This is a genomic window from Marinoscillum sp. (genome assembly GCF_965229915.1).
Lineage (GTDB): Bacteria > Bacteroidota > Bacteroidia > Cytophagales > Cyclobacteriaceae > Marinoscillum.
This window is the reverse complement of sequence record NZ_CBDDJZ010000001.1, coordinates 4135533-4161858: the sequence shown is the minus strand read 5'-3', so window position 1 is coordinate 4161858 and position 26326 is coordinate 4135533. Positions and strand designations below refer to the sequence as shown.

Here is a 26326-nt window from a genome sequence, read left to right as displayed (position 1 = left end):
CTTGCTATTGAACCCCAGCTGGAGCGAGCTGGTAGCTCGTGCCATACTAATCCAGAAACGCTATTTCCAGCAGACCCTTGCTCCCTGAATAATCAACCGCACTACTGTATTTCCAGTATTCTGCTTCGAGCACAAAACCGGCCTCCACTGGGTTTTCATGAACATAAGCAACTTTTTGATCAATCACATGATTGCTCCATAACTCAATTGGTTGATTATGTTGCTGCCAGAATTGCCTGTTTCGGACATTACTGTTTTTTGAGGCAGCGTGTTCCATCATCCAAAGCATCCACTCTTTACTTTCTTGTGGATCATCAGCAATGATAGCTTGCATCTTTTTTGAAGTAAAGGTTATGAATGATTTCAATAATTCACCATGATTATTGTTTGCTGCACCAAAAATTAGATGCACGTGACTTGGCATGAAGCAGTATGCATGTACTAGCATACCCAGTTTACTTCTGCAAAAGTTCAAACTTTCCATCAAAACATCGAAATACATATCTCTGACAAAAACATCCATCCAATATATAGTAGCAAAGCTCACGAAGTATATCCCTTCGGGATTGTGAAACTTATAATTCCGGCTCATGAATTACAGATAACCCATTGAAATAGCTTATACTCATCAATCTTGGAGGAAACACATTAAGTCATGTATTTTAGCATATTAGATACCACGAGCAAAATGCTCGCGGTAGCAGGGTGGGGGGGGGAAGTTGAGGAAGGGGATACTTTTAAAGACCCTACCATGCTGCAGAGACTAAAAGACATTAATCATCTGGACGAGGAAGAAAGAAGATGTGTACTGTTTAGCCTGGATGCCATTCTAAGGGATGCTAAAACCCGTAAGGCTTACGCAAAGTAAAAAGCCCGGCTCTCGCCAGGCTTCTATCTATTAATTATTCTATTTCTAAAAATGGCCATCATGGCGGTAGTCGGCTATGGCTAACACTATCAAAGTAAATACGATTGAGCTTATGATGTAAATAGGTACTGATTTCTTCCAACTCCTGTATCTATCTTCATATTTATCAAAGTCAGAAAACACCTCCTTATAATATTCCCCTCGATAAAGAGTCAGGTAGTTAAATAATCCAAGCAAAGCATATAATCCAATAATTGAATACTTAGTAAGTGATACTATAAAATCATAAACTGGGTTCAAAAAAAATCCACTTAATCCAACTAGTGAGAAGATATTAAAACTCACCAAAACTACTGTCGCTGAAAAACTGAAAAAACCAGGAATGCTATCTCTCTTTCTCTCGTAAAACCTATATATCCTGTAATTCAAATAAAAATACCATGTCATTTCAAACTCACTTTAAGGTTCATTCCAGAAATCATTACCTGTATATTCTAACAATGCTTTCCCACCAAAATAAGCACCTGATACAATCCAACCACCTCCCGGAATAAACGCAACACCTCCCATGATTAAGTCTAAACCTCCTTCACCTATAAAACTTTTTTGTCCTGTGTAGATTTCATATCCCGTCATTCCTAAACCTACAAAACCCAAAGCCGCACCTCCAACTTTCAATGTTTTAGCAGCTCCATTAAGGAATGAACGATTAACAGGGACTCCTTTGACTAGAAGTGTTTCTATACTAGTTCCAGTGGTCTTATTCCAACCCACCATATTCTGTGGATTTGCTCTGCTATGCAGATATCTGCCAAGACTTTCGGAAGCCCCTCCAACAACAAATCCTAACCCATTGTCCCAATTCGAAACGGTGTTCCAAAGATCTTCTCCAGGTGCAAACCCTGCATACAATACTTGAGGATTCCCCCCCGAGGATTGAAAGGTATACCCATCAATCTTCTCACTTATCAGCTCTCCATTAAGGTATGATCGTGTACCAAAAGCCGTAAATTGTCCCTTGTATGTTTTGCCATCTATAGTAATCGTTTGTTCATTCATAGAGGCAACAGCAGCAGCTGTTTCTGCCTGAAGCTGCCATGCCATGCGCTCAACAGCACTGGCTCCACCTGGTCTTGAATTAGCAATCCATTGGGTACTAGACATACTACCAGGATCCCAAGAGTTTCTTCTTTGAGAACAATCAGGAGTTGCACAATTTGGATCATTGTATCGTGGGCTATCAGCCATACCATCACAGTCAGCATCCCAAGCCGGACATGGAAACATACCGCTACGATCTGAATAAACATTGGGGCTATTGTAAGCATAGTGATAACCACTCCAGGAGCTAAGCAGTGTAGACATGGGGTCATTGGCATAAAACCGGCCAAGCTCCGAATCATACAGTCGTGCATTTAAGTTATGAAGACCTGTTTCCTCATCATATTCCTGTCCGGTAAACTTATGAGATCCATTCTCTCCAACCGTATTGGTTATTAACTCCCCAAATGGTGAGTAATTATAAACAGATTTTACACTACCCTCATCGCTCAAGACAACACGTGTAGACCCTAGATGATCCTTGAGCACAAAGTTGTAGTTAGAACCATCATGGGTGGCAATAAGCCCCGTGGGTCCATAGATGTATTTCACGGTGTTTTTAGTACCCGTATGATCTTTATACCGTTCTATGAGCGGGTTACTGCTTAATCCACGCTGATACATGGTTTCTACATAACTAGAACCACCCTGTGCCTGATCCTTTTTATATACTCGACCTCCTGGTCCGTATGCCAGATGAGTAAGATACGTTCCGCCACCTACGGATCTCTGAATGGTTGTGGTCAGATTCATATGTTCATCATACTCAATATTGTCAAGGTCTTTATTAACAGACTGAGTAATATTACCAATCTCATCGTAAAAATACTGCGTACTACCTCCTCCATTTAATGAATTTACTTGGTTGGTACCTGAGTTATAGGCATAGTTTTTAGTAGATGAGCCTTTCTTAAGTGTTATGAAATTTCCGTTCGCATCGTATTTGATGGATGTTCCAACACCCATGTCAAAGTTATTCTGAACGGTATGGTTAGCACTCTTCATCCGGCCTCTCTTGTCATAATCAAACTGATAACTGTAATTTGCTGGTTTAGCAGCACCTGTCCACTGGGCAGACTTAAAGGAAAAGCTTGTACCTGAGATCAAGCCCGCATGAGATTGAAACCCACTATATCCTCCAGAGGTATAATTAAGAGTTTCTTCAAACCATTGATCTTCAATACTTGTCAGATGTCCAGCCACATCATATGAGAATGTGCGGTTAATCACATCATTATCCAAATTCTCCTCCGAAAGTGCACCGTTAATATCATAAACATAAGAAGCAAATCGGTCTTCATCAGTATCTGTACCAACTGATTGAATACTGCCATTATCATAATAATGATAGGTAACAGCAGTCTCACCCTCATTGCCTGTACTAGCAGTAAAAACTGATCCGCTTTTTGCCCAAAAACCCGGCTTAAGTATCACAGAAGTACCCGCGGAAATATTGAGCGAACCACCAGATTCTACAGAAGAGTTACTAATTTCTATTTCGTCACCTGACAGATTTATGGCCTCTGTAATGACTTGACCGGAAACCACTTGATTTCCAACGTAGGTGTCCGGATAAAGAATTTTAACAGTTCTGCCCATTTGATCATACTCATATTTTATAGTATGTGGAGTGGCATCATAGTCATAAGTATATTGAGTGACTTCTACAATTCGTCCATACTTATCATGAGAATAAATCTCAGATGCGTCAGCATCTATGTTCTCATCATTGTTAACCTCTTTTTTAACCAAGCGGCCTGGCCATTCATAAGAATACCTTACTCTCCAGGTGGATAAACTTGTCGGTACGATCGTGCTTTCATCCATGCTATTTATCGGAGTGGTTGTATTCCAATATCCCTGTTCTAAAGATCTACCTAATTCGTCATAGCGGTAGTAATTAACAAAGCCTTCTGCAAATCCACGATCATTTTGACTAAACAGCACGCGGCCAGCTTGATCATATACGTAAGTAATGACACCTTCATCAGGAGAACTTTTACTAGTTACTCGTCCTAGTGCATCATAACTAAAGTAGGTAGCCCAATCCTCAACTGGACCAGTTCCAGGGTTATTAAAATAGTTGGGAGGTCTTATTTCAGACACCAGTCCTTGATCATTGTAAACATATTCCGTGGTGAGCCTACTCGTATTGTTGTTTCCGGATTGATCTGTCACCTCCACCTCATCTGTTTTGGTCATCACGAGATTACCCATTCGGTCATAGAATGACACTTGCTTCCAGCCATCCGGGTTTGTGGCTTTTTTTGCTCTGTAAACGTTGGCACTACCAACTCCACTACCCATGTAAAAATCAGACGATGTATTCAATGTGTTTGATCCATACTCAAATGTAGAAGCATTTGCAGAGAATGCATCATATTCCAATCCAGGACTACCAGCTGATACAATTCGACTTAGAGGTGAATCGTCGAACAATGTGTTTGCAGTGATGTGAGACTCCCCATTGATCGTAGCTACATCTCCGGTAGTAACTCCTGTTGCATAATTGTAAGAAGTTACTAAAGCCGGCTTATAAGTCATGAGGCTGTTATTAATTTTAGTCGCCTTTGTAGATGCCGTATTACGACCAAGTGCATCATAGATATTTTCTGTAATCATCAACTGATCATCAAATGAACGGCTGATAGCTTGCAAGGTCTTACCCGAAGCGTCGAACATCACTTGTGATTCTATGCCGTCCACATACATAATGAAGTTGTCAATGAACCATGTATTGGATGAACCATTCAACCCATAGTTTATAAAGCCAAACTTTTGTATTCCAGAAACAGCACTTTTAGTAGACTCTAATGCAAGCTGCTTACCATCTAAGTAGATCAAAACCTGATCTGATTCAGTATCGATTGTTAACTTTATGCGGACAGAGTTTTGCGTATAATCAATATTGCTAATGTGAGTGTTAATACTTCCGTTATTGGTTTTGAAGTCGCTACCATCCATGTAAGATAGCACCCCTATTTCGCTACCTGTAGATGAATAATTCCAGCTATTGCCTCCTGCAGCAAACCCAAGCTGTTTGGCTGATATTAACTCATCTGCCCAAAGATCAAACTCAAAAGATACTTTTCCCTTAATTTCACTACCCCAATTGATAAAATATCCATGTCCAGAAGGAGTTAGGCCGTTTCCCGTAATATTGTTTTCCAAGACTCCTGACCCTGCGGTAACAGCCCAAGAAGACCTGCTTGCTGATGAAGAATTAACAAACCACTCCGTATTATCATGAGTAAAGTCATCCACAAAGCCCTCTTCACCTGTTGGGCTTGTACTCAATATTCGACCAGGATCACTCGCATTAAATGTTTCATTATATTTTGTACTGCTTGCACTCTGGGTTGTTGTAACCGGCAATCCATTAGACACATCTACAGAAGCTACCATTCCACCCCAAGAATTATAAAGAAAAGATGTCATTAGTCCACTGGCATCCATAGTCTGCTCCAAATAGCCGCGATCTTCATTTACGCTGGATGATACAGCATAAGCATCATGCGGGTAAACGCGGTAATGGTCGATTTCTGTAATCGTAGACTCACTATAAAAAGACCGATAAGTAATCCCGCTATTTACACTACCCAGATAAGCATTATCGACAACCAACTCCCCATCTACATAGACATCTATCCATGGATTGGTCGCATGATCAAAGTAACGGATTTGATACTGATGCCACTTATTTTGAACATTCTGTTTATCCAAAGTACCTGATTTCAACAGACTAGTGCCTTTATAAACCCTAAGGATCACTTGAGAACTGGAAGCATCAATTCTCAAACTTATATTTGAGCCTGAATTATAAGTGCTTCCACCTGTAGATTTATTGAACACATATCCAGCATTTGTACTTGAGGAGGCAGATGGAAACCGCATGCTAAATTCTACATTTGAAGAAACTGATCCTGCTGATAGTGGTGAATGATAAATATTATTTGATCCTGTGGGTAGACTCATGTACCCATACTGCTCACTCATAGATCCACCAAACCAATCTGAGTCATCCTCATCATTAAAGTCATCAAAAAACGATTCATCAAGCTCTGCATTCATTACCGTCATGTGAGGACTTGAATAATTACTCATGTAATAGGCAGAAGATACAATACCATCTATATTTTCCACTTGGGTAGATCGACCTAGAGCGTCTCTGCTAACAATTGTGCCAGACCTCTGCCATCCGCTTGGATCAATCGAACTATTAAACTCGGTAAAATCCAAAGAGGTTGCACCATTCCATTGATAGGAAGTTTCTGGTGCTAATATACCTGACCAATCAGACCATCTAACAGCAGAGGCACCGACTTTAAATGTTTGACCCATTCGGGTGACAGTCGTTTTTTGCTGAATGACTGCTCCAAATAACCCAATGTCCTCACTATTATAGGCAACGTCCTCCCAAATGTATTTGTTCTCTGTTGTGTATGTGCGTGTAATACCGGGAGAAGAAAAATCATAATTACTGAATCGGGTTTCACTTTTTTGAAACTTCTCATTGTATTCATAATAGGTACTAATATTTATGTTATCCTGCCGGAAATCTGTTCTTGGTACAGTCACCATCTTTTGAGCGTAGGAGTCCACCACTTCATAGCCTGTTTGGCTGCGAGAAACTTCAACGTCGTTATCATCATATGCCAAAGTCTCATATTTAAGTCCTTTTAAGAAGGAATAATAAGTACTCTCATTACCAAAACCAGCTCCAGAAGATACGTTTCCGTTAAAAAACTTATGAACTGTATATCCATTCCCTGAGCCATGCGTCACGGTTACTTGATCAAACGCAGCCCGGCCATATTCATCATAACGCTTATTAGTTTCATCATACGTAAATTGAGTCGTTACCGTATTAAAACCATCGTTGAAGGACACCTCGCTTACAGGTTTAACCACCATTGAACCAGCACTTGGCTTACCATAATAACCTTTAATCAGTTTATTGAATACAAGGTCATCTCCCGCCGTGCCAGAATGTGTCACAAAAGAATTAGGCCCATAATAGGATTCTTCTACATCATGATCTGCCCATGCAGCATCAGTCTGTACAACTGCTTGTTGGTAAAAGGTTCCGCTCTGTTTAAAAGTAATTTTTCCATCATTCACAAAATAATTCGTATGACCTGATAGGTAACCGCCATCTGCATAATTATCAAAACTATCTCCTGATGGTCCGTTCAAACCTGAGGTACTATAAGTGCCATCGTTTTGACGGTAATAATAGACCATGTTGTGATCGTCCAATCCAATTGTATAGTGCCTAAACATTGAATTCTGTAACATGCCTGCAAAACGATTTGGATTGTTTTGCGGGTCGGTTATTGTTGACGTCCAGGACTCGGATATAGGGCTGTAAGTAGCATAATAGCCATTGGCAGCATAATAAACATCATCCCCAAATGAGTTAACTATTCTGTCTTCTACAATCCATGACGTTCCATTGAACCTACCAACTTTAAACTGCAGATTATATTCAGGGTCATAATAGCGTAAATAGAACAACTTATTACCATAAAGTTTGACATCTTGAATATACCCGCCAATTGATTTACTAATAGTCAAGTTTCCTAATGAATTTATAGGCAAATTAAACCCTTCATCCCACGAGATAATTTTTAAACCGTGATCTTGAAAACTATCATCAGAAATAACCAAATAAATGAATGACTGACTAGCGTACAAGGTAGAATAATCATCTGAAACGGTATAAGGTATGTCTTTAGAGCCGTCTGTATTCCACACTCTTTCTTCATCCAAATAAAAAAGTTGTACCTGATCAATATCAGAACCATTATTTGCATGAACAAAGAAGTAATTATTCATTCCTGTAGCAGAACGATTACCAGTAATAATTGACATATTGATACTAGAAAGTGTCCAGTTTGAATCAAACCCCCGTGTGTACATTCGTGCCGTTGTAGATGCTAGTCGACGAACAATTCCTGCAAAATTCAAACCAGTCACCACTTGCGGAAGATCGGCTGCATAGTTGTTCTCAATGTGTGTTTGCCACGTTCCATTAGCTTCTAAAAAAGCCCGTGCGAACCAATAATTATTTGAACCATACTTGTGATGAGTGAACGCAAAGTGATCTTGTTCAAATTTAATATCTAAATCATCCAATTCAATCATTCCGTATGATTCCTCAGTTACTTTTTGATGATACACATCAATATCAAAAAGCTCTTGGTTTTTCCATTGACCATCCCACCAGTATACAAAAAATTTAGTGCTCATATTCACAGCATTCCGATATGCAACAACGGTATAATTTTCAAGGCTCCAAACCTTTTGTTGATCGTAGCCTGATGGCCTTGTAAAGCTCTGCACTAAATGATCCATTGTAGTATTCCCATATGTTACTGTCCTGACCGCACCATCAGGACTTGTTATAGTACTAATTCGAGCGGAAGATGAATAATAATCAAATTTCAATGGTTGTGATTCATGACCATGTTGATTTTCATTTGTTACTGTTGCTAAAAGTCTTTTAGCATATTGACCAGTGTAAGTTGAATATCCTAAGTTCACCTTCTGTCTCAAATTCCCATTTTTGCCATAAGCTGCTATACTTGATAAATAATCGGATGTAAAACGATCTTGATATGATGCTTGGCTATTAGGATCATAATATTCCCAACTTGATGATTTAGACTCATACAATAAATCAACATATTCGCCGGAGCTTGCCTCGATTTTTGTCAATAAGGATGAAACTGTATTGGTCTCAGAGCCAGAAGTCGTAATTTGCGCTTCCCTGTTCAAATAGCTGTACTCAAGCCATAATCCAGCCTGATTTTCTATTTTAGCCAGGTTCCAGACAATTCCAATCTCTTCAATGTCAGTCGAGTTATTGCTACTTCCAATCCAGTTGCCCCAATGAGCACCCCATTGAACTGCAGTTGGAAATTCTGTTTTCCCACCAAAAATATACTTTTTACCTTCTCTCCAAACCTCCCATCTTTCAAGATCTTCAATGTAATAAAAAGTATATGGACTAAAATTCTTCGTTTTAAAAGCTTTGGCCTGGAAACTAGTAGGAATACCATCAACCTGATAAGAAATTCCCTTATCGATACATATCAATTCATTAGAACCACCATCAACAAGATAGAATATATCGTCAATTCTTGTACCTGTAGATCGATCATCAACAGTTATTTTCGGATAGTCAAATGACCAAGCATGGCCTAAAACGCCATCATCCTGCTCTTTATTCCATTTAAGAACACTTAAGTCTACATTGGAATTATAAGTAAAACTTACACTTATTGGTAAACCTATTTCAGTATTCAGGGTAAGCACATTTAATGGCATATTTAAATCTCCAGTGTACAAATTGACATAATCTTGTACGCTTCCAATCGGATCAGAACCACCATTATCTGGACTGTTCGATTTATAAGCTGTATGGAATACTTGATCTATTTGAGCTTGCGCTAGAGAAATTTGTAGAAAAACTAGAACGGTTAATAATCTGCTCTTCATAGTTTAATGGATTCTAGACTGACTCGAATAATGAAAATAGATAGACCATATCTAAACAATTCACTAAACAATAGTCTTAAGTTGGTTAGGTAAAAAGTACGCTTGGAATATACCTAACGGAATCCTTATCAGAAACCATTGTGAACAAACCATACCCCACAAAAGACAAATGATACCTACAAACCTGGAATGAACTGAAATCCGCAAGAAGTAAACTACGTGAACACCAACAGAGGCAGAAGTCAGTCCTTCTCTTTGATTATAGATAGGTAAGGAATGTCCATAGCAAGGATTCAACTTAGGCCATGTTATTTTCTTCTGCTCAGTCTCCCTTGTTGCTCAACTCCTTTTTTAGACCGATTTATACCTCGATTTCAGTGCATGATGCCCACCCACCTTAAGCAAATAGTCCCGAAATACCACACATACGGTTCTGCCGACCGACACATACGGTTCCTTCGAGCAGCACATACGGTCCCATTGGATGAAATATGGACGGTTTTACCAATAGAGTTGATTGGATTGCTCATCTCCTATAATGAGTGAAGTGCACTTATTTGTAAGGTGAGCTAACGGTCTTTGCTGTTTTGGAGTAAGAGAAATGAGAAAGTAGGGATCGTTTCGGTTGATGCCAGAGTGGTATAGATGGTAGGGCAACTTTCGTACCAGTCCTTTAATGCTTCCTATATATGATTACTTTCTTTTCGCTTGTTGGATCTATCGGTCAATGCCACACGAAGTAAACGTCATGATACACTAAACGAGGCAAAGAGTTTTGAATTATTCTTCAAGTCTCCACGAACCGCTTTAACTAATCCACGAGCATAATGCTCGCAGTAGCGGGGAGTAAATACCTTCGGGATTGTGAAACTTATAACTCCGGCTCATGAATTAAAGATAACTCATTGAAATAGCTTATACTCATCAATCTTGGATGAAACAAGTTAATTAATGTATTTTAGCATAACTTTAGATACCACAGACTCCACAGTAAAAAAAGCTTACGCTTCCTAAATTTGATCAGACTATGAAGGTATTACTTGACATAAAAGACAACAAGGCATTGCATTTAATGGAGGTACTCAAAAGCTTACCTTATGTGCGGACTAAACAGATTACCGGGGAAAAAGCACTTTTACTCGAAGAGATCCGGGAAGCAGCTGAGGAGATGAAACTTATCCAGGAAGGTAAAAAGCAAGCCCGCAACGCCGAAGATTTTCTCAATGAGCTTTGAGGTAAAATCCATTACCGTATTCGAACGGCTACTCAAAAGATACCCCTCCCTCAAAAATGAACTTCACGATCTTATCCAAAAACTAAAGGAGCTACCCGACCAGGGAACACCGCTTGGTAGTGACTGTTTCAAAATCCGTCTAGCTATCAAGTCAAAGGGAAAAGGTAAATCTGGTGGTGGCAGAGTTATTACCTGCTTCAAAGTAGAAAAGGAAAGTATTTTTCTTCTCTCCATTTTTGATAAGTCCGAACAGGCTACCATTTCTGACAAGGAACTAAAGGAACTTTTGAAGTTGATACCGGAGTAAAAAAGCCCCTGCCAGGCTTACCAACGCAGAGGCTTTCCGTTTTTTCTTTACGTACCAGGCACCAGCCACAAGCACGCGCAAGCAAGGGAAAACTTCTAGCAACCTATGCTACATTCTTACAAGCCGACGATATCATGTTTGTTGGTGATAACACCAACAAAGGCGGGGTGGATGCTTGTAAGTCATGTGGTCTGCGTTGGTGGTGTTGAGTTTGCTTTTCATTAGTTGATTTATTGAGTGCCAATTTGATACAGTACAATAGTATCAATTAAGTTCCTTTTTGACAACTAATAATTATCTAAAACTCACATATATTGAATAATGTTGCTTTATTGACTACTTTTAGCCGATTACTAATCAAGGTTATGAGCGTAGGGGAAAATATTAAACGGATCAGGGAACAACGTAGCATCAGACAGCAAGAGATTGCGGATCTGATCGGGATGCACCGTTCTAATTACAGCAAGATTGAGAGCGGTCAACGGGAGATTTCTATTACAGCACTGGATAAAATTGCTGCTTACTTTAATCTGTCTATTGATGATATTGTACATCTGGGATCTGATGTCCCTGAAGAAGTGAGGATTGAAGATAAAGCCACTTCCGAACAACTCCGCCTGATCCAGGAGCTGGACCCGGATGATAAAAGCATGGTCTTTAAAATGATCGATTCACTGCTTACCAAAAAGAAGATGAAGGATTTCTTTCAACAGCAACTGGCACATTAAAAAAACCCTCACATTGCAGCAAGGGCTTTCAACTAATTAACTTTTTAAACCTTATTGAACTCGATCCGCGAATTCCTGTCGGATTCTTAAAATGGTAGAATCTGAATAATCAAGCTTCTCAGAAATCTCTGAATCAAACCGAGTAACTGAAATGTCTTGATTCTGCCCAATTACAAACTCGTTATCAGACTTCATCGAATAGATCAATTTATTCTGAAGTTCTTCCCCATAGTAGATCAAGATCGTATCTCTTTTAATGGTATAGTCAGCCAATGTCACAGAATAAAATTCCTCATCAACTAACACTATTTGATTCTTATTAAACCAAACTTCGGAATACGCTCCCTGAGGATTCTCATACTTCCATTTCCCAATAAGATTTCCCTCTTGCTCCGAGCAACTGAACAACAGTACTATTAGCAATCCTATAAATTTCATTTCTATTTTTTAAGTGGAGACCATGTATTTGTGTAACCCTGATACTCAAATCCCAACCGCCTAGTAAATGCCTTCATATTACTTTGACCTTTGATCCTTACTGTCGCCTGAGGAATGGGACGAGATGCTCCGTTGGCGTTTACAAAATTAAAGTAGTACGTCCCAGTAAAAGTATCTAAATATTGTTGTTGACGTCCATTGGAGTAGGTTCTAATAGGCAATTTAGTTCTATGATTAAAGGTCATGGAAATGGGCTGATTACTTCCATCTAACTTAGAGGTGGTGCCATTTAATACAGCAGCATTACTAAAGGAATTGGTTTGTCCATCATGAAAATACGGTACATTCTGGAAGAAATCAGAAGTATAAAAGGAACCTGATTCTTTTGAATATTCCATTGCAAAAAGTACCTGATCTATCCTTCTAGAGTCTGTCGCCACACCCGACTGCCAATCCATTTTGAGAACTTCACTTCCTGTTACTTCAGCAACACTTTCTCCAGAAATAGCATCACCTGTTTTTAAATCTTTACCTTCATTACTCAAAGCCTCCGTTTTATACCCATCTTTAGAAAAGACTTCACGTGCTTCCTCAACTGATAGACCATACTGTTCTGCAAATGTTGCAATATTATCTCCTTCTTCAGCTACATATTGGGTTGATCCATCCTCATTTACTTCTGGAATCCAGTCAAGCATCCCGCTTGGATCAACTCGCATCATAGGGTTATTCTGAACATAGTTGTAAGGAGTTAACCAATCCCTTTGATCAGACATTGGATCAGTTGAATTGAACCTTCCTAGTGCTGGATCATACATTCTTGCATTAAAATCGTAGACCGACCACTCTTTTTGGTCCTCGTTTCCTGCATACTTATACAAATTCTCAGTACCGCTCGTATAGCTATTGAAGGTCAAACCGAAAGGATAGTAATCATCCCTTTGGATCACTGTGCCCGAGCTATTTACGGTCACTCGAACGTTCCCTAAATGGTCCGTCAGGTTATACTCATAAGCGAAACTGCTTCCACTCTTCCTGGCTCTTCCCTCGGCATGCTGAATAAAATCCAACGTGCCATCCTTGTAATGGATGCCTCCCAGATAATCAGTTGTCTCATCAGCACCACTATTCTTGTCATAGTACTTGCGCAGCTTAGTCCCAGCTGCGTCATAGGTATAATGGATCGTGCCATCCGGAGTGGATACTGCTTCTGGCAAGTTTAAGTGGTTATAGGAAATATTGCTGATGGTTTTGTTCAGATCTATGATCATATTTCCATTAGCATCATAGGCATAATCATCTCCAGAGGTGTTGCCATCATCAAATCCGTAGACATTGTTATCCTCATAAGCCTCACTAACAGATAATAACTGATTCCCTTCATATTGGTAGGTCAGCTGGTCTATTATAGTTGTATTGAACCCAGCTCCGCCACCCAGATCTATCCAGTGTCGTTGCCCATGTCTGCTTAAGGAGCTTATATTCCCATTAAAATCGTAAGTGAAAGGACCAGCCTCTGCCTGAAAATCCGTTGACGCATCATCTTCATTTTCATAATAAGCATTTGATAATCTATTAAGATTGTCATAAGTGTATTTATAATTTAGCTGATCACCTCCACTGGATTTCCACTTCACCTGACCGATATTACCATTGTACTGTTTATAACCACTTGGAGCATCCTGGTACAGTAATTCCATAGAATACTTATCAGGATTTACATCGATTTCTGGCAATGTTGAAGGTCCATTGATATTAGCAAGCCATCCTCGAATGTTATAAGCAAAATCAATGCTCTGAACATTGTTACCAATGTTTTTTTCCTTCAGTTCACCGAGTTCATTGTAGCTATTACTTTGTATGGTCACCACAGGACCAGATCCTATCTGGTGCGTCGTAGTGATCAATCGGTCCATATGATCGTAGGTAAATACTTCAGAGATAGTTAAATCACTTGACCCAGTTTTTTTATGAGTTCTTAGAGTACTACTAACTAACGGACTTACTTTATTCCTATATGTAGTTTCTATAATCTCTCTACCTAATAAGCTTTGGGTTATACTTTTTTCTGGCCGCAATTGACTATCATAGTAAGTGACAGACTTGAGCAATGTTGTGCTTCCTAACACCCTAGTGTAACCACCAGAAACTAATCCTTTTAATTGATAATTGTGGCCACTACTAATATAATTACTTCCCCAGCCAAGATCAGAAACAAATCTGTAATCATCATAATAAGTGACGGTGAGTACTGAGGTTGACCCTACTCCTGAAGGATATCCATTATTGTCATAGCCATACAAATCTCCAGCGGTATTACCTTCATAGGATTCAGTAAAAGAATGACTTGAATTTGCATTAATCGCCTCTTGAATACTCTCTCTACTTCCGCTTAAAGATACAATACCTGTCATGACTGGTCTATTAAGAACATCATACTTGGTATATGTCCATTCACCATTTACTGCTTGCGCATTCTCTCCAATGTAAAATTCTCTATGTTCACTCGCTGAGAAACTGAAGCCAGCTTCCAATGTTACTGACCCTCCACTCCCAATATGGTAATTTACCCATTCATATTGTTTAGTTTTGTGATCATTGCTACCAACATATTTCACGTCCACTCCTCTTTGATTACCATCCTGTGTGAGCACTACTCGATCCCGCTGATCATATACCATATATACCGGCTCAGCCCCGGGGACTTTTTTAAGGATCATTCGTTGACGGTCATCATACTGGTATTGAAAAGTCCATTGATCTCTGAAACTTATATTGTTCATCTCTGTCCAATCGGTACCCATTTCAGATATCCCCTGAGGTTGGATCACATATCTAAGGAGGCCAAAGTCGTCGTACAGATAATAAGTACTAGCTTGGCTACTGGCATCAGGATAAGTTCTTTTACATACTACTTGCCCTTTTTTATCAGAAAACTCAACCATACTTTTTTGATCTTCATCAGTGGTAATAACCTTATATAACTCTCCTGCATCGTAGTAACCATCTCCCAGAGTACTTACAAAGCCATCATTATCAACGTGGAAAAGCAAAACTTCGGAAGATTCATTCGTTTCATAGGAAATTGAAACCCCTCTGGAACTCCCAACCCAGCTTGCACCAGGGGCCATCTCCTTAGTTACTCGACTCAGCGGAGAGGATTCAAGAGATGTCTCTGAATAATAGTATTCGTCATCATCAGGCATAAAGCCACCATAGAAAGAAGATAATTCCGAAGACCAACTATTTCGATAAGCTCCTGAAATACCCGCGGACTCATAGGGTAAATAAACTCTATACATACGACCAAATTGATCATACTTTAATACGGAAACAATATCCTTTTTGCCTGGGGATGCTTCTCGCATCACAGTTTGATCTAGTCTCCCGAAACCATCGAAATAGCTCACTTTAACCTTAGTAAGTTCCTCACTCCTGAAGTCAATTGAACCAGTCTGTTCAGTACGAGCTGTGATCTCCTTTACATAGTTTTTCGTACTCGATTGAGCCCTTGCAACTACTATGTGAAAAAGAACTATAAGTATAACGATTATGTGTTTCATCATAAGACTGCTTATTAATTAGTGTAGTTGTACTTATATTCCTTTAATACATTTCCTTCTCTATCTTCAATCTGGTAAAGTCGATTATTAGAATCATATTGATAATGAACAATTGAACTACCATCAGGCCCATTTTTTGAAGTTATTCCTACCAATGGCTTATAGGTATAGGAAGTCATCTCAGCATCCACGGGATACAATCTTAAGTCATCAATCTTACAGTTTCCACTTAAGAATAGCTGACCTGACAATGATAAATAAACCTCTTTTACATATTTCACCCACCCATTCGCATCAGCAGTAGAAGAATACATATTTGTGACATCCCCACCACTTACACTCGATATTGGGGAATCAGAAAAGAATTCAAGAATGTAAGTTCCACTTGGAATTTGGTTCGTGGAATAAATACTTTGAGTGCCCGTCATTTGAAAATATCTATCTCCAGTTATGGCTTCTGCAGATATTAAGGCACCACTGAAAGACCAACCGGCATCAAAATCATAGCTTTCAAAACTTGTATAAGCAATTTCATTAGGGTTAGCATTAACAACCTCAGCGGTAGGATTTGGATAATTGAAAGACCACAAATAGGAAACAGGCGTTCCATCATCTTTAACGACCTTCAAAACATTACCATTCTGATTATACTCGGAAAATTCAATTCTACTTTCATAAGGAGATGATGCATTAGCAATATCAATACCGGAAAGAGCGTAAAAACTACCACTATTAAATGATTGATAGTTGTTTCTTTTTTTGCTTATCTGTATGTCTCCTGGGTTCTTGGTAGTCACCTCTTCAATTACATAATCCAACATATTCTTATTTTTCATACCAGATAATACAGAGTTTCCACTATAATCAAATGGATATTTAAAATTTTGTACCAAAGTTGAATTATCACTATTGCCACGAGTTACTGACTCTAACAGGCCATTTGAACTATACGTATAATCTTCACTCGAGCTAATCCAGATATCTTGCTCACTATCATAGTACATGCTTTTCTTTCCCTTAAGATCATATCGATACCCTTGTATTGGGTAGAAGTTAAGTTGATAATATTTAGTTGTGGAATTTGGATGTAAAGTATTCGGATAAAATACAGGAATTGATTTAATCCCAAAAAGCTTAATCAAATCTCTTTTCTGTTGATAGTAATTGTACTCTTCCTTTTGAACAGCCGTTCCTGCTTGATCATATGCAATTATTGATTTCGGCAAACCATTCCCTAAAAAACCAACTCCTGGCCCTATATTTCCCTCCTGAATAATTTCTGATTGGTTCAAGAAAATATACTCTTTCGATCCGAGCAATTCTTCTGAGGTATTTGTGTACTTTTCAACGACCTTACTATAACCTATAAATGACCCTTGAGCTGAACTAGCGAATCCACCGTGAGGATTGGAAGAAATTTCCCTTATTTGGGTGAAACTAAAATTACCAAAACCACCTCCTCCATAAACAAAGTAGGATCTGTAATATCTAGGAATATTCATTGCAACTCCATGTGAACTTGTGACTAATGTGCCACCAATAGTCGTAGTTTTATGATAATCATATTCCTTAACAACTCCGTCACTCCGAGTAATTCTAGAAATTCTGAGTCCCCCACCAAGGGAATAATCGTTAGCATTAATAGTCTGAGAATAAAACACAGATCCTCGTAGCCAGTTTCCGGCTCCAGGTGTACACAACTTGGTTAAATTATCCTTGGTAATAGTTATCTCGTAGGTGCCTGCATTAAGTGAAACAAAAAATGGTATCTCCGGATTCGAACAGCTAAAGCCATTGCCACCACCAGCATCAGAAAATTGTTTTGACCAAACAACTACTCCATTGGACTTATTCTTAATTCTGAAGTAGATATTATTGACCAGGTAATCCGTATTATCATCAATATCGGCCTCAAATCTTAAATTTACTAAAATATCCTGTGCTGTAGATAGCGTAAATTCATTCTTGTAATTCTGTGTATTATTATAAACGTCAGAATAAAACAGTTCAACATGTGACGATTCCTCATCAGTATTGTTGTCAGCTGGTAAACTCCAATTGGAAAAGGTATTTTGATCGTAATCAAAAATAGAATAACCCCCAGTAGGATAAGTTATTTTTTTAAGAATCCATGCAGATGCATTGTTGTTTGGTCTTCTATCCTGAGATTTCGGCAAAGGAGGCACTTCTGCTGTTTGTTCGTAATGTGAAGATGGCTCAGGCAAGAACGAATTCTCAAAATCATTTCCATTGTAATATCCCCAATAGTCTTGTGCAAAGGATAATTTAGAAGGTAAGCTTATACTTTCGTTATAATCGAACGTATAAGGGTTGTCTTGACCTGATATCGAAACTCCATTTAATTTCAATCTCTTGTAAAGTTGATCATTCGTGTAGCTACCACTACAATAAAGCCCACCTAATGCCTGTGTCACATAACTTGTTGAAGTGTGACCAATAAAATATTGGTCATTGTCAAAATCAGCTGTTTTAATTAGCTGATTTAAACTATTCTTAATTGCAATATTTGAAAGTCTCTTACCATTAGGGATATCTAACCTGTTTGCGTATTCAAACTCAATCGTTCCATATGGGAATGATATCTCGTCCAACCATAATGGTATATAACTTCCTTGAGAAAGTGTTATAGTTTCATCTCCATAATCAATCCCAGATCCGTTATAACCAATACCATATTTAAAGTTATCAGATCTATTCACCAACTGACAAACCCTATCTCCTGCACTGTAACTAAATGTTACTAATTCACCATGAACAGTCTCTATTTCAGTTAAATAAAAAGATCTATTACTTGGTCCATCTATTAGGGATCCCGATACGCCTTGGACTCCGCTTTGGCTATCATGTATTTCGATTTGACCAAAGGTATATTTTATACCATCTGGAGTAATTAATTCAAAACCATTTCCTGAGCCAAGATAATTTACCAAGATATTTTGACGATCGATGATCTCAAACTGGTCACTTTCACTATCCCACAAAAACTTCCCTGAATATTTTCCAAACCTAAATGAGAAAATATCAGGATCAGTATCATACAATTTATCCACGAAATACTCATAACCTACTTCCTCAACCGTGCAATCGAAAGGCAAATCAGGTACCATAATTGCATCATCCAACGTTGATAAATAATAAAATGCTGAATGATAGTCCAAATCACCATAACATGCATTTGGTGATTCCGGGTAAGTTCCATAAACATATTCTCCATAACCAGAAACAGGACTATCTGAAAAATAGCTACCGCTAGATGGAGCATCTGGCTGAGGCAAATTCAAATATCCGAAACTTCCAAAATCATCCCAATCATTAACATTTTGATTTATAACACCTCCTGCCATTAAAGCCCATCCTAAACCAACAGGTGATGACTCCTCTGCTACTTTAATTCCTGCTGAGTGATAGTTAATTGATATGGGTAATTGGAAATCTTTTAATCGTATTGAATAAATGGGTATGTCAATTGAGGTCAAGCCAGAATAAAGATTGACCGGAATATCTACATACTCCCCTAACGATGCTGCATTTGGTGCAGGGGGTATCGGGCTATTATTACTGATGGGATCATTTTGAGCGAAAAGACATTGAGAAGTAATTAAGAAAGCGATAATACACAGTTTCCTCATTAGTGGTTAGGTTAAACTTTGAACATACCACTAAACTCAAAACATAGTCAAGGTTAATCAATAGTGGCTTTGGAATGTCTAAATAAAACATTTTATGGCTATCTCCCAAGTAACGCATCCACTTATTTCACCAACAACGACTTATTTTATAATGGTTAGAAGCCCATACTGGAACTTAGCTCAAACATCGGTAGGTACATGGCGATGAGGATCACCCCTACGATCAGCCCCAGGAAGATGATCATGAAAGGTTCCAGGAAGGTAGCGAGCAGAGCAGTTTTGTGCTTTACATTGTTGGTGTAGTCTACCGAGAGCTTTTGGAAAAAAGGGCCTAGTTGGTTCACTTCCTCTCCTACTTTCACTAGTGCCAACATCTGAGAGTCGAAGATTGCATGCTTCGCAAACGAAGTAGAAATCTGCCCTCCCTGCACCAAATCCTCCTTGATTTCTGCTAAAACATGCTCAATGTGCAGAAAACCAATCATTTTCCGGACCATATCCAGTGTATGGACCATCGGCACGGATGATTGTATCAACAGGCCCATTGCATCACAAAAGCGAGCCAAATATATCTGACGGTAGATCTCTCCCCCCAATGGCATTTTCAGCCAAAGCCATTCCCGGGCATACCTCACCCGTTGATCCTTCCTCACCAGATAAAGTCCTACGACTAACAATGTGAGCAGGCCAAATAATATGGGTGCATTGGACCGGAAACCATCAGAGAAGGCAATGACCGTCTTAGTCAGCGTCGGTAGGTCACTTCCAAAGCGACCAAACACCTCCTGAAACATCGGGATAATGAAGAAGATCATGAAAGACACCGCCCCAAAGGAGGTGAGCATGATGAGCACCGGATAGGATAACGTACTGACCACTTGTCTCCGCTGGGCGATCTTGTTTTCAAAATACTCGGTCAGTTTATCCATAACCAGTGTTAGCCTTCCGGTCTCCTCCCCAATCTTCAAGGAAAACACCTCGTATGGCGTAAAGTCCTTTAGCTGCTCCATGGCTTCTGAAAGCGATCTCCCTTTGATCACTTCGTCCAGGACTTGCCTGAGTTTATCCCGCGTATTATTTTTACTTACTTGCTCAAACAGGATTTCAAAAGAGGACTTAATGTCCACACCTGACTTTTGCAGGGTTGAAAGCTGACGGTAGATGATCTCCTTTTCTTTATCGGAAATACGGGAAGGAAACAGGCTGATCTCCTTGTCCAAAATGGACGTGCGCTCCGCCGCCTTGGGCCTGGATGCACTATTCTTCCGTTGCTTCGCTGAGAGATCCTGTAGTTTCATCTTGCTTTAATCTTACTTTTCTGGTGCTGGAGGCCGTCCACGGGATTTCAAAATCATATAGCTGACCATCAAAACTAATGGAAGCCAGAATATCTTCATCGGCTTGCTCGAACAAACTGACTTGCACCCTTTTGGCCACTGTATCAAGATGCCCATGATACAACCGACAAAAAGAACTCTCGCCAATTAGGTACTGAACCGAATCATCGGGCAGCCACAAGTCCAGCTGCTGGGTAGTCAGCTGATACCGACCGGCCCTGAAGAGGTCTTTGTTCAGCAGGAACTCCACACGCTTAAGCTCTGCCAGTCCCTCACCTTTGTGCTCCACCCGAGCCCGGTAGGTATTGGTCATGCTCACCAGGTACCAACTCAGGCTGATCAATATAGAGGAAATGATCATGGACACCAATAATTCCCAAATGGTAAATGCCTTAATCCTCATCATCCATCACATAAAAAATTCCACTTGTGACATATTCCTTCCCGAGAGAATCAACACCAACGAGTCGAGCCCGATAAATGGTTTCGAAACGATCATACTTCCGGGTACGGTAGGTATAGTCAATTCCGCCAGCACTCCAGAGCCGTAAATCCATGTGCTTCTTCTGGATCATGGAATCCAGCGAAGCGTTCACCCGATTCTGCAAGAGTAACGTGCTACCAGATGGATACGATCGGTACACGTTAAATGAAATGATGCTGATTGCCGTGAGCAATATGCTCAAAATCACCATCGTGACAATACCCTCTATCAACGTATATGCGGCCAGCTTCATTCAGTAAAGATAATCCAATACTTGTCCTTCGGCCGTGGTGAACCAGTTTTCAAAACCTAGAAAAGCGGAGTCCAGGACAGCTCCCTTGTAAGTGGCATTGAGAATGTAGTTTTCATAAACACCAACCATAGAGTTAACCAAAAATCGTTTGACGGTGGCATGCCCATTCACGGTGCCGTACGACTCCAGTAACCCATTGCAGTAAACCATTCCGATGACCTTAGCACCATCTTCTATGTAAATCACTCTTCGTCGGAACCCATCCTCTTCTCCATCAATCAGTAACCAGCCATTTACCTCACTACCTTCTTCCATGACAATAGTAGCAGGTTCATCTTCATTGAAGACCGCCAGAATAGTTGGGTATGTGAGTTTTACATCCTTCCTGATGAAGAGTGTATCAGTAGCCAGAAACTGTCCACTTCCCTGGAAGCCCGGTCTTAGTTCGATCACCGAACCGGTCACCAATGCACCTTCGTTGATGGAGGAGAGGCTATCAAAAACAATACGCTTTCGCGACTTAACCAGGACGTTGCCTAGTAAAACATTGATCAGTGTATCTGCTGGGTTGCTGATGACTAGCGGTTGTTGGTCAAAGGAGTTACGAATGGTGTCTCGCTCCAAGGTAATTGGCTGACCATTGATGCCATCCAGTCGGTCAAAATAGCTTTCTAGTGTGAAGTCTGGTAATTCCTTATCGCTTTTAAGTTGTTCACCATACACGAGTTCTTCATTTTGATACCCCACCCGATCAATATAGGCACTCTGGACTCCAGAGACTGGCAAGTAACAGTCACCCTCGAGTTTGGCCTTGCCACTCAGTGACAAGGGCCTTCCATCGTCCACCAGGAAGATGGCCGACTGGGTTATATCCTTTCGGGTATTGGCCTGAGTGTACCATCTGGATGCCGTATCACTATAGCTCACGGCCATGACATGCCACAGGTCAAGAAGTCCCCAGGCGTATTTATTGATTTGTACACTATCGGTACCTTGATCGTACAGGTCGAAATAGTAGCTTTTTTGGTAATCAAAAGTGGAGGCCGCACCGAGCGTCAGCTGCATGGCCGAGTGGAGATTTCGGTTAACCCGGAGTTTGCGTTCGTAGGTTTTGTACTCTATCCTACTGTAATAGACATACAAGATGAGCATGGAGAGCCCCACGCTTACCAGTATGCCAATGGATAAGACGTATGAAAGCACTCCTGCTTCTAACCGATGCTTTGCCCGGTTTGGTCTCATTGTTTGTTTTCCAGAGCCTGAAGGCGTTTATTTAGTTCCTCGATGGATAGCGTTAGCGTCTCCACTTCCTGGTCTTTTTCGATCAAATGTAGGGTAAGTTCTTCGACTTTTCTCAGCAGCAGCATGTTCATCTCACTTAGATTGATGCCGTTAATTTCCATTTCTTTAGCTGAAGGTACTTCCGGTAGGTGTTTATTGGCCTTGATGTATGCATTGATTTCATCCAAGGAAGCCAGTTCATACTCCTCATCAAACACGTAATCTGGCCCTGGTACATTGAGATCTACCTTCACCTCTTCTGCATGGATATTGCCCTTGACAGTTAGTTTGACGTCTGGGGAATTGGTTCCTATACCAACGTTATTGTTATTATTAACAATCAAAGTAGAAACTTCTTCAAAAGAATCATAGACCATTGTTCCGCCTGGGGACGGTCCCACATCAATAGGGTCTTCATGAATAACCAAGGGAGTATTCGTAATACCAGAACCATCATAAAGTCTAACAAACGCTCCTTTATAACTCGCTGGTAAAAGAGTAAAATATACGTCCACTCCACCACTAGAATTAGTATATGCCCTTATTCTAACGTTAGATACAGGGCTACCCAATGTAATCCTGGAGAAAGCCTTAAAGCCGTTCCGATTACCTAAATGAATAGTTTGTTGAAAAGCGCTTGATGCTGAAAAATTTCCTCCAAAGATTTCAATAAGCAGCTTATCTCCTGTAGCAACTGTACTTGCAGGAAGTGTGGCAATCTTCCAGTTTCTTTCAGTATTACCATTGTAGGAGCGATCAAAAAAGTATAACTGTGCCGAACCAGGAGAGGGGCTTGTTTGATTAATATACGATTCTTGACAAAGAACCATATTCCAAATAAACAAGAACAAAGAAGTCAGTGCAATTCTCATATCCAATTAATTTTTGTTTTGATTCGCTTCAAGCTTTTTTATCCGATCATTCTGCTCAATAAGTAACAAAGTCAGTTCCTCGACCTTCTTCAGCAGCAGCATGTTCATCTCACTTAGATTGATGCCATTGGCTTCCATTTCTTTAGCTGAGGGCACTTCCGGCAGGTGTTTATGAGCCTTGATGTATGCATTGATTTCATCCAGTGATGCCAGCTCGTACTCCTCATCAAATACATAATCCGGCCCTGGTACATTGAGATCGACTTTCACCTCTTCAGCATGGATGTTGCCCTTGACGGTGAGTTTAGAATCTGGTGTGGTGGTGCCTATTCCTACATCACCTAAGGCCTTAACGACAAATTTAGGAGTTGCTGTTTGGCCAGTCATTACCACCAGGTCTCCAAAACCATTGGAATTAGTCGCTCTTGTTTGTAAGATGAGATTTCCTCTACCACTGAAAGGGTAAGAAGAACCTTGCCCCGAAGCATAGATGGTTGGAGAATCATCCGTTGAAACGGTATTGGCATCATTCCAATTAAGCTTCAGCTTTTCGGTGAGATGCAACTGTTGAGATGGGTTGGTTGTTCCAATGCCCACTTCACCTAGGTGATTTATTACCAGATCATAACCAATTCCGAAGGAATTAGAATGAGGCACCTTGAAACCGAGAAAACCCTGATTACTATTTGTAGCCCAAACACCAATATCTGCATGCAGAAAATTGTTATTCAATGCTTTACTTCGAAAACGAATTTTTGCTTCCTCTCCTGCCACATCATTCTCCACTCGTAAGGTGTTTGCTCCACTAGTATTCACCGTTAGAACACCATTGATGGTTTCGTTATTCTGTGCATTAACATCGCAGAATACAATGGTAGCTATTATAATACCAAATATGGTTTTCATTCATTTATTGATTAATGGTTTCAATAATTTCCTTGAGTTCGTTAACCTCTTTAATTCGTTCGTTTCTTTCCTGGATTAACAACAAAGTCAGTTCCTCGACCTTCTTCAGCAAAAGCACGTTCATCTCACTTAGATTGATGCCGTTTGCTTCCATTTCTTTAGCTGATGGCACTTCCGGCAAGTGTCTATGTGCCTTGATGTATGCATTGATTTCATCCAGTGTTGCCAGCTCATACTCCTCATCAAACACGTAATCTGGCCCTGGCACATTCAGGTCTACCTTCACTTCCTCCGCATGGATGTTCCCTTTGACGGTAAGTTTGGCGTCTGGAGTGGTGGTGCCGATTCCGACATCCTGACTCCAAGTGATAACAATTGGCTCCAATACTCCATTAGGCCTTTGTGTAAAGGCTGCAAGCTGATATAATTTAAAAGGGTTTGATGAGCTTGCTCCTGATTTTAAAGTAATCCGAATATAGCGATCATCTCCTGGGGTTCCCATCAATCATGAAAGTATTTAAACCAGCTTGATTGTCTGATGAGGTCTCTGCCAATAAAGTGGACCAACTAGACTTTGAATCAGAACTTTCGATTACGACAGAGTAATTATGGTGTTCACCACTAGCCCAATCCTGACCAACTATATAGGCTGAAGGATACACCCAAGTACCTCCAAGGTTTATGGTGAATCTAACTTCTGAATGACTGATTATCCATGATGTCCTGTTACTATTATCAAATGCACCTTTCCATTCATCTGTTGCATAATTCACCCAACTACTCCCGTTGTAGTACTCAATGTCCTCGACATTTTTATAGGCTAAAACGTTTTGCTCATTGTTACTTCTCAGTGAGACACCTAATAATGATGATATTGACTTCACATTGGTAGAATGACTACCCCTACCTATCCGATCCGGCAGTACATCATTCACACCTTGAGCCCCAACATATAAGCTAGTGAGCAATAGTCCAATGAGGTGCAAGCAGTTATTTCTCATTTGACTCATTTTTTAATTTATTTAGTTCTTTCTCCAGCCGAATCACATGTAAGGTAAGCTCCTCTATTTTCTCAAGAAGTCTAACATTCATCTCACCTAGTGATATTCCCTGGTCTGCCACTTCTTCAGCCGAAGGCATTCCGGGAAGATGTTGGTTTTCAGTTATGTAATCAGCTATTTCGGCAAGTGACATGAGGTCATAATCCTCAGCAAATACATAATCAGGCCAGGGGGAAGCCTCTACTTTTATTTCTTTGGATCGGATGGTCCCTCCTACCTCGAAAAGTTCATTTTGGGACTTATAGAGCCAACGAGTGCTTACAGAGACTTCTGGTAGTGATGGGATCGTGGATAAACTTCCAGTATTGATTACCATCCATTCTCTTGATTGTAGCTCTCTAGCTCTTACACAGATGCTTGCCCATCCTGTATTTACTTTCACGCCAATTCGATACTTATTAGAGCTGTTAGAAGCTGCTCCTGTATCGAAAACCTTCAGTTCATAGCCATTAACAGGGCCACCCACTTCTAGAGCCTCTACTGTAAGCCCTCCTCGTGAATGGATTAAGTAAGTATGCCTACCATAAGCGGCATAATTACCTCCTGAAACTTCCAATTCTATACGCTCTGACCCACCTAAATAACCGGTTGCTTGAAGTAATTGTGTGAGGTCAAAGTAGTAGCCTCCATTGCCGCTATAGCACTTCCCATAATCTGGGCCTTGTGCTCCTACAGTCCAAAAAATCCCTGAAAAGAAACACAAATAAAAACAACACGTTAAGATTAGTTTACTATTCATT

At 40.1% G+C, this 26326-nt stretch carries 18 protein-coding genes; 4 read left to right on the top strand and 14 right to left on the bottom strand.

Annotated features, from left to right (window positions below):
- Positions 1–46: 46 nt before the first annotated feature.
- Positions 47–523, bottom strand: a complete 477-nt coding sequence (locus tag ACO067_RS17875; protein WP_421876545.1) for a transposase — start codon at positions 521–523, stop codon at positions 47–49.
- Between the two features lie 132 nt (positions 524–655).
- On the opposite strand from ACO067_RS17875, the gene ACO067_RS17870 reads away from it, so the two are divergent.
- Positions 656–868: a hypothetical protein gene (locus tag ACO067_RS17870; RefSeq protein WP_421876543.1), complete on the top strand. Its 213-nt coding sequence runs from the start codon at positions 656–658 to the stop codon at positions 866–868.
- Between the two features lie 459 nt (positions 869–1327).
- Here ACO067_RS17870 and ACO067_RS17865 read toward each other — a convergent pair whose 3' ends face one another.
- Entirely contained in the window at positions 1328–9472 is an 8145-nt protein-coding gene (locus ACO067_RS17865) for an RHS repeat domain-containing protein (RefSeq protein ID WP_421876541.1), read from the bottom strand.
- A 1027-nt stretch (positions 9473–10499) separates the two neighbouring features.
- On the opposite strand from ACO067_RS17865, the gene ACO067_RS17860 reads away from it, so the two are divergent.
- From ACO067_RS17860 to ACO067_RS17850, 3 genes are all read left to right on the top strand, one after another.
- The gene (locus tag ACO067_RS17860) at positions 10500–10706 is read left to right on the top strand and encodes a hypothetical protein (RefSeq protein ID WP_421876539.1); all 207 of its coding nucleotides are present in this window, start codon (positions 10500–10502) and stop codon (positions 10704–10706) included.
- On the top strand, positions 10696–11013 hold the full coding sequence (locus tag ACO067_RS17855; protein WP_421876537.1) for a type II toxin-antitoxin system RelE/ParE family toxin: 318 nt from the start codon (positions 10696–10698) through the stop codon (positions 11011–11013). The genes ACO067_RS17860 and ACO067_RS17855 overlap by 11 nt, the downstream gene beginning before the upstream one ends.
- 365 nt (positions 11014–11378) lie before the next feature.
- A complete protein-coding gene (locus ACO067_RS17850; RefSeq protein ID WP_421876535.1) occupies positions 11379–11741 on the top strand; it encodes a helix-turn-helix domain-containing protein in 363 nt (120 codons plus the stop codon).
- A 51-nt stretch (positions 11742–11792) separates the two neighbouring features.
- Here the strand turns inward: ACO067_RS17850 and ACO067_RS17845 are convergent, their stop codons facing one another.
- The 12 genes from ACO067_RS17845 to ACO067_RS17790 all read right to left on the bottom strand — a co-directional run bounded on the left by ACO067_RS17845 (position 11793) and on the right by ACO067_RS17790 (position 26325).
- Positions 11793–12179, bottom strand: coding sequence for a hypothetical protein (locus ACO067_RS17845; RefSeq protein WP_421876533.1), 387 nt, complete (start codon positions 12177–12179; stop codon positions 11793–11795).
- A 2-nt stretch (positions 12180–12181) separates the two neighbouring features.
- Complete coding sequence (locus ACO067_RS17840; protein WP_421876531.1) at positions 12182–15745, bottom strand: DUF6443 domain-containing protein; 3564 nt, start codon at positions 15743–15745, stop codon at positions 12182–12184.
- A gap of 11 nt (positions 15746–15756) precedes the next feature.
- Positions 15757–19392: a hypothetical protein gene (locus tag ACO067_RS17835; RefSeq protein ID WP_421876529.1), complete on the bottom strand. Its 3636-nt coding sequence runs from the start codon at positions 19390–19392 to the stop codon at positions 15757–15759.
- A 155-nt stretch (positions 19393–19547) separates the two neighbouring features.
- Positions 19548–20690, bottom strand: coding sequence for a type II secretion system F family protein (locus ACO067_RS17830; RefSeq protein WP_421876527.1), 1143 nt, complete (start codon positions 20688–20690; stop codon positions 19548–19550).
- Entirely contained in the window at positions 20650–21135 is a 486-nt protein-coding gene (locus tag ACO067_RS17825; protein ID WP_421876525.1) for a hypothetical protein, read from the bottom strand. The genes ACO067_RS17830 and ACO067_RS17825 overlap by 41 nt, the downstream gene beginning before the upstream one ends.
- Positions 21122–21466 carry a hypothetical protein gene (locus ACO067_RS17820; RefSeq protein ID WP_421876523.1) on the bottom strand — a complete coding sequence of 115 codons (345 nt, stop codon included), beginning with the start codon at positions 21464–21466 and terminating at the stop codon, positions 21122–21124. The genes ACO067_RS17825 and ACO067_RS17820 overlap by 14 nt, the downstream gene beginning before the upstream one ends.
- Positions 21467–22708: a hypothetical protein gene (locus tag ACO067_RS17815; RefSeq protein WP_421876521.1), complete on the bottom strand. Its 1242-nt coding sequence runs from the start codon at positions 22706–22708 to the stop codon at positions 21467–21469.
- Complete coding sequence (locus ACO067_RS17810) at positions 22705–23619, bottom strand: hypothetical protein (protein WP_421876519.1); 915 nt, start codon at positions 23617–23619, stop codon at positions 22705–22707. The genes ACO067_RS17815 and ACO067_RS17810 overlap by 4 nt, the downstream gene beginning before the upstream one ends.
- A 6-nt stretch (positions 23620–23625) precedes the next feature.
- Positions 23626–24525, bottom strand: coding sequence for a hypothetical protein (locus ACO067_RS17805; protein WP_421876517.1), 900 nt, complete (start codon positions 24523–24525; stop codon positions 23626–23628).
- 4 nt (positions 24526–24529) lie between these two features.
- Entirely contained in the window at positions 24530–25030 is a 501-nt protein-coding gene (locus ACO067_RS17800) for a hypothetical protein (RefSeq protein ID WP_421876515.1), read from the bottom strand.
- Entirely contained in the window at positions 25008–25526 is a 519-nt protein-coding gene (locus ACO067_RS17795) for a hypothetical protein (protein ID WP_421876513.1), read from the bottom strand. The genes ACO067_RS17800 and ACO067_RS17795 overlap by 23 nt, the downstream gene beginning before the upstream one ends.
- Positions 25516–26325 carry a hypothetical protein gene (locus tag ACO067_RS17790; RefSeq protein ID WP_421876511.1) on the bottom strand — a complete coding sequence of 270 codons (810 nt, stop codon included), beginning with the start codon at positions 26323–26325 and terminating at the stop codon, positions 25516–25518. The genes ACO067_RS17795 and ACO067_RS17790 overlap by 11 nt, the downstream gene beginning before the upstream one ends.
- Between the last annotated feature and the right edge of the window lies 1 nt (position 26326).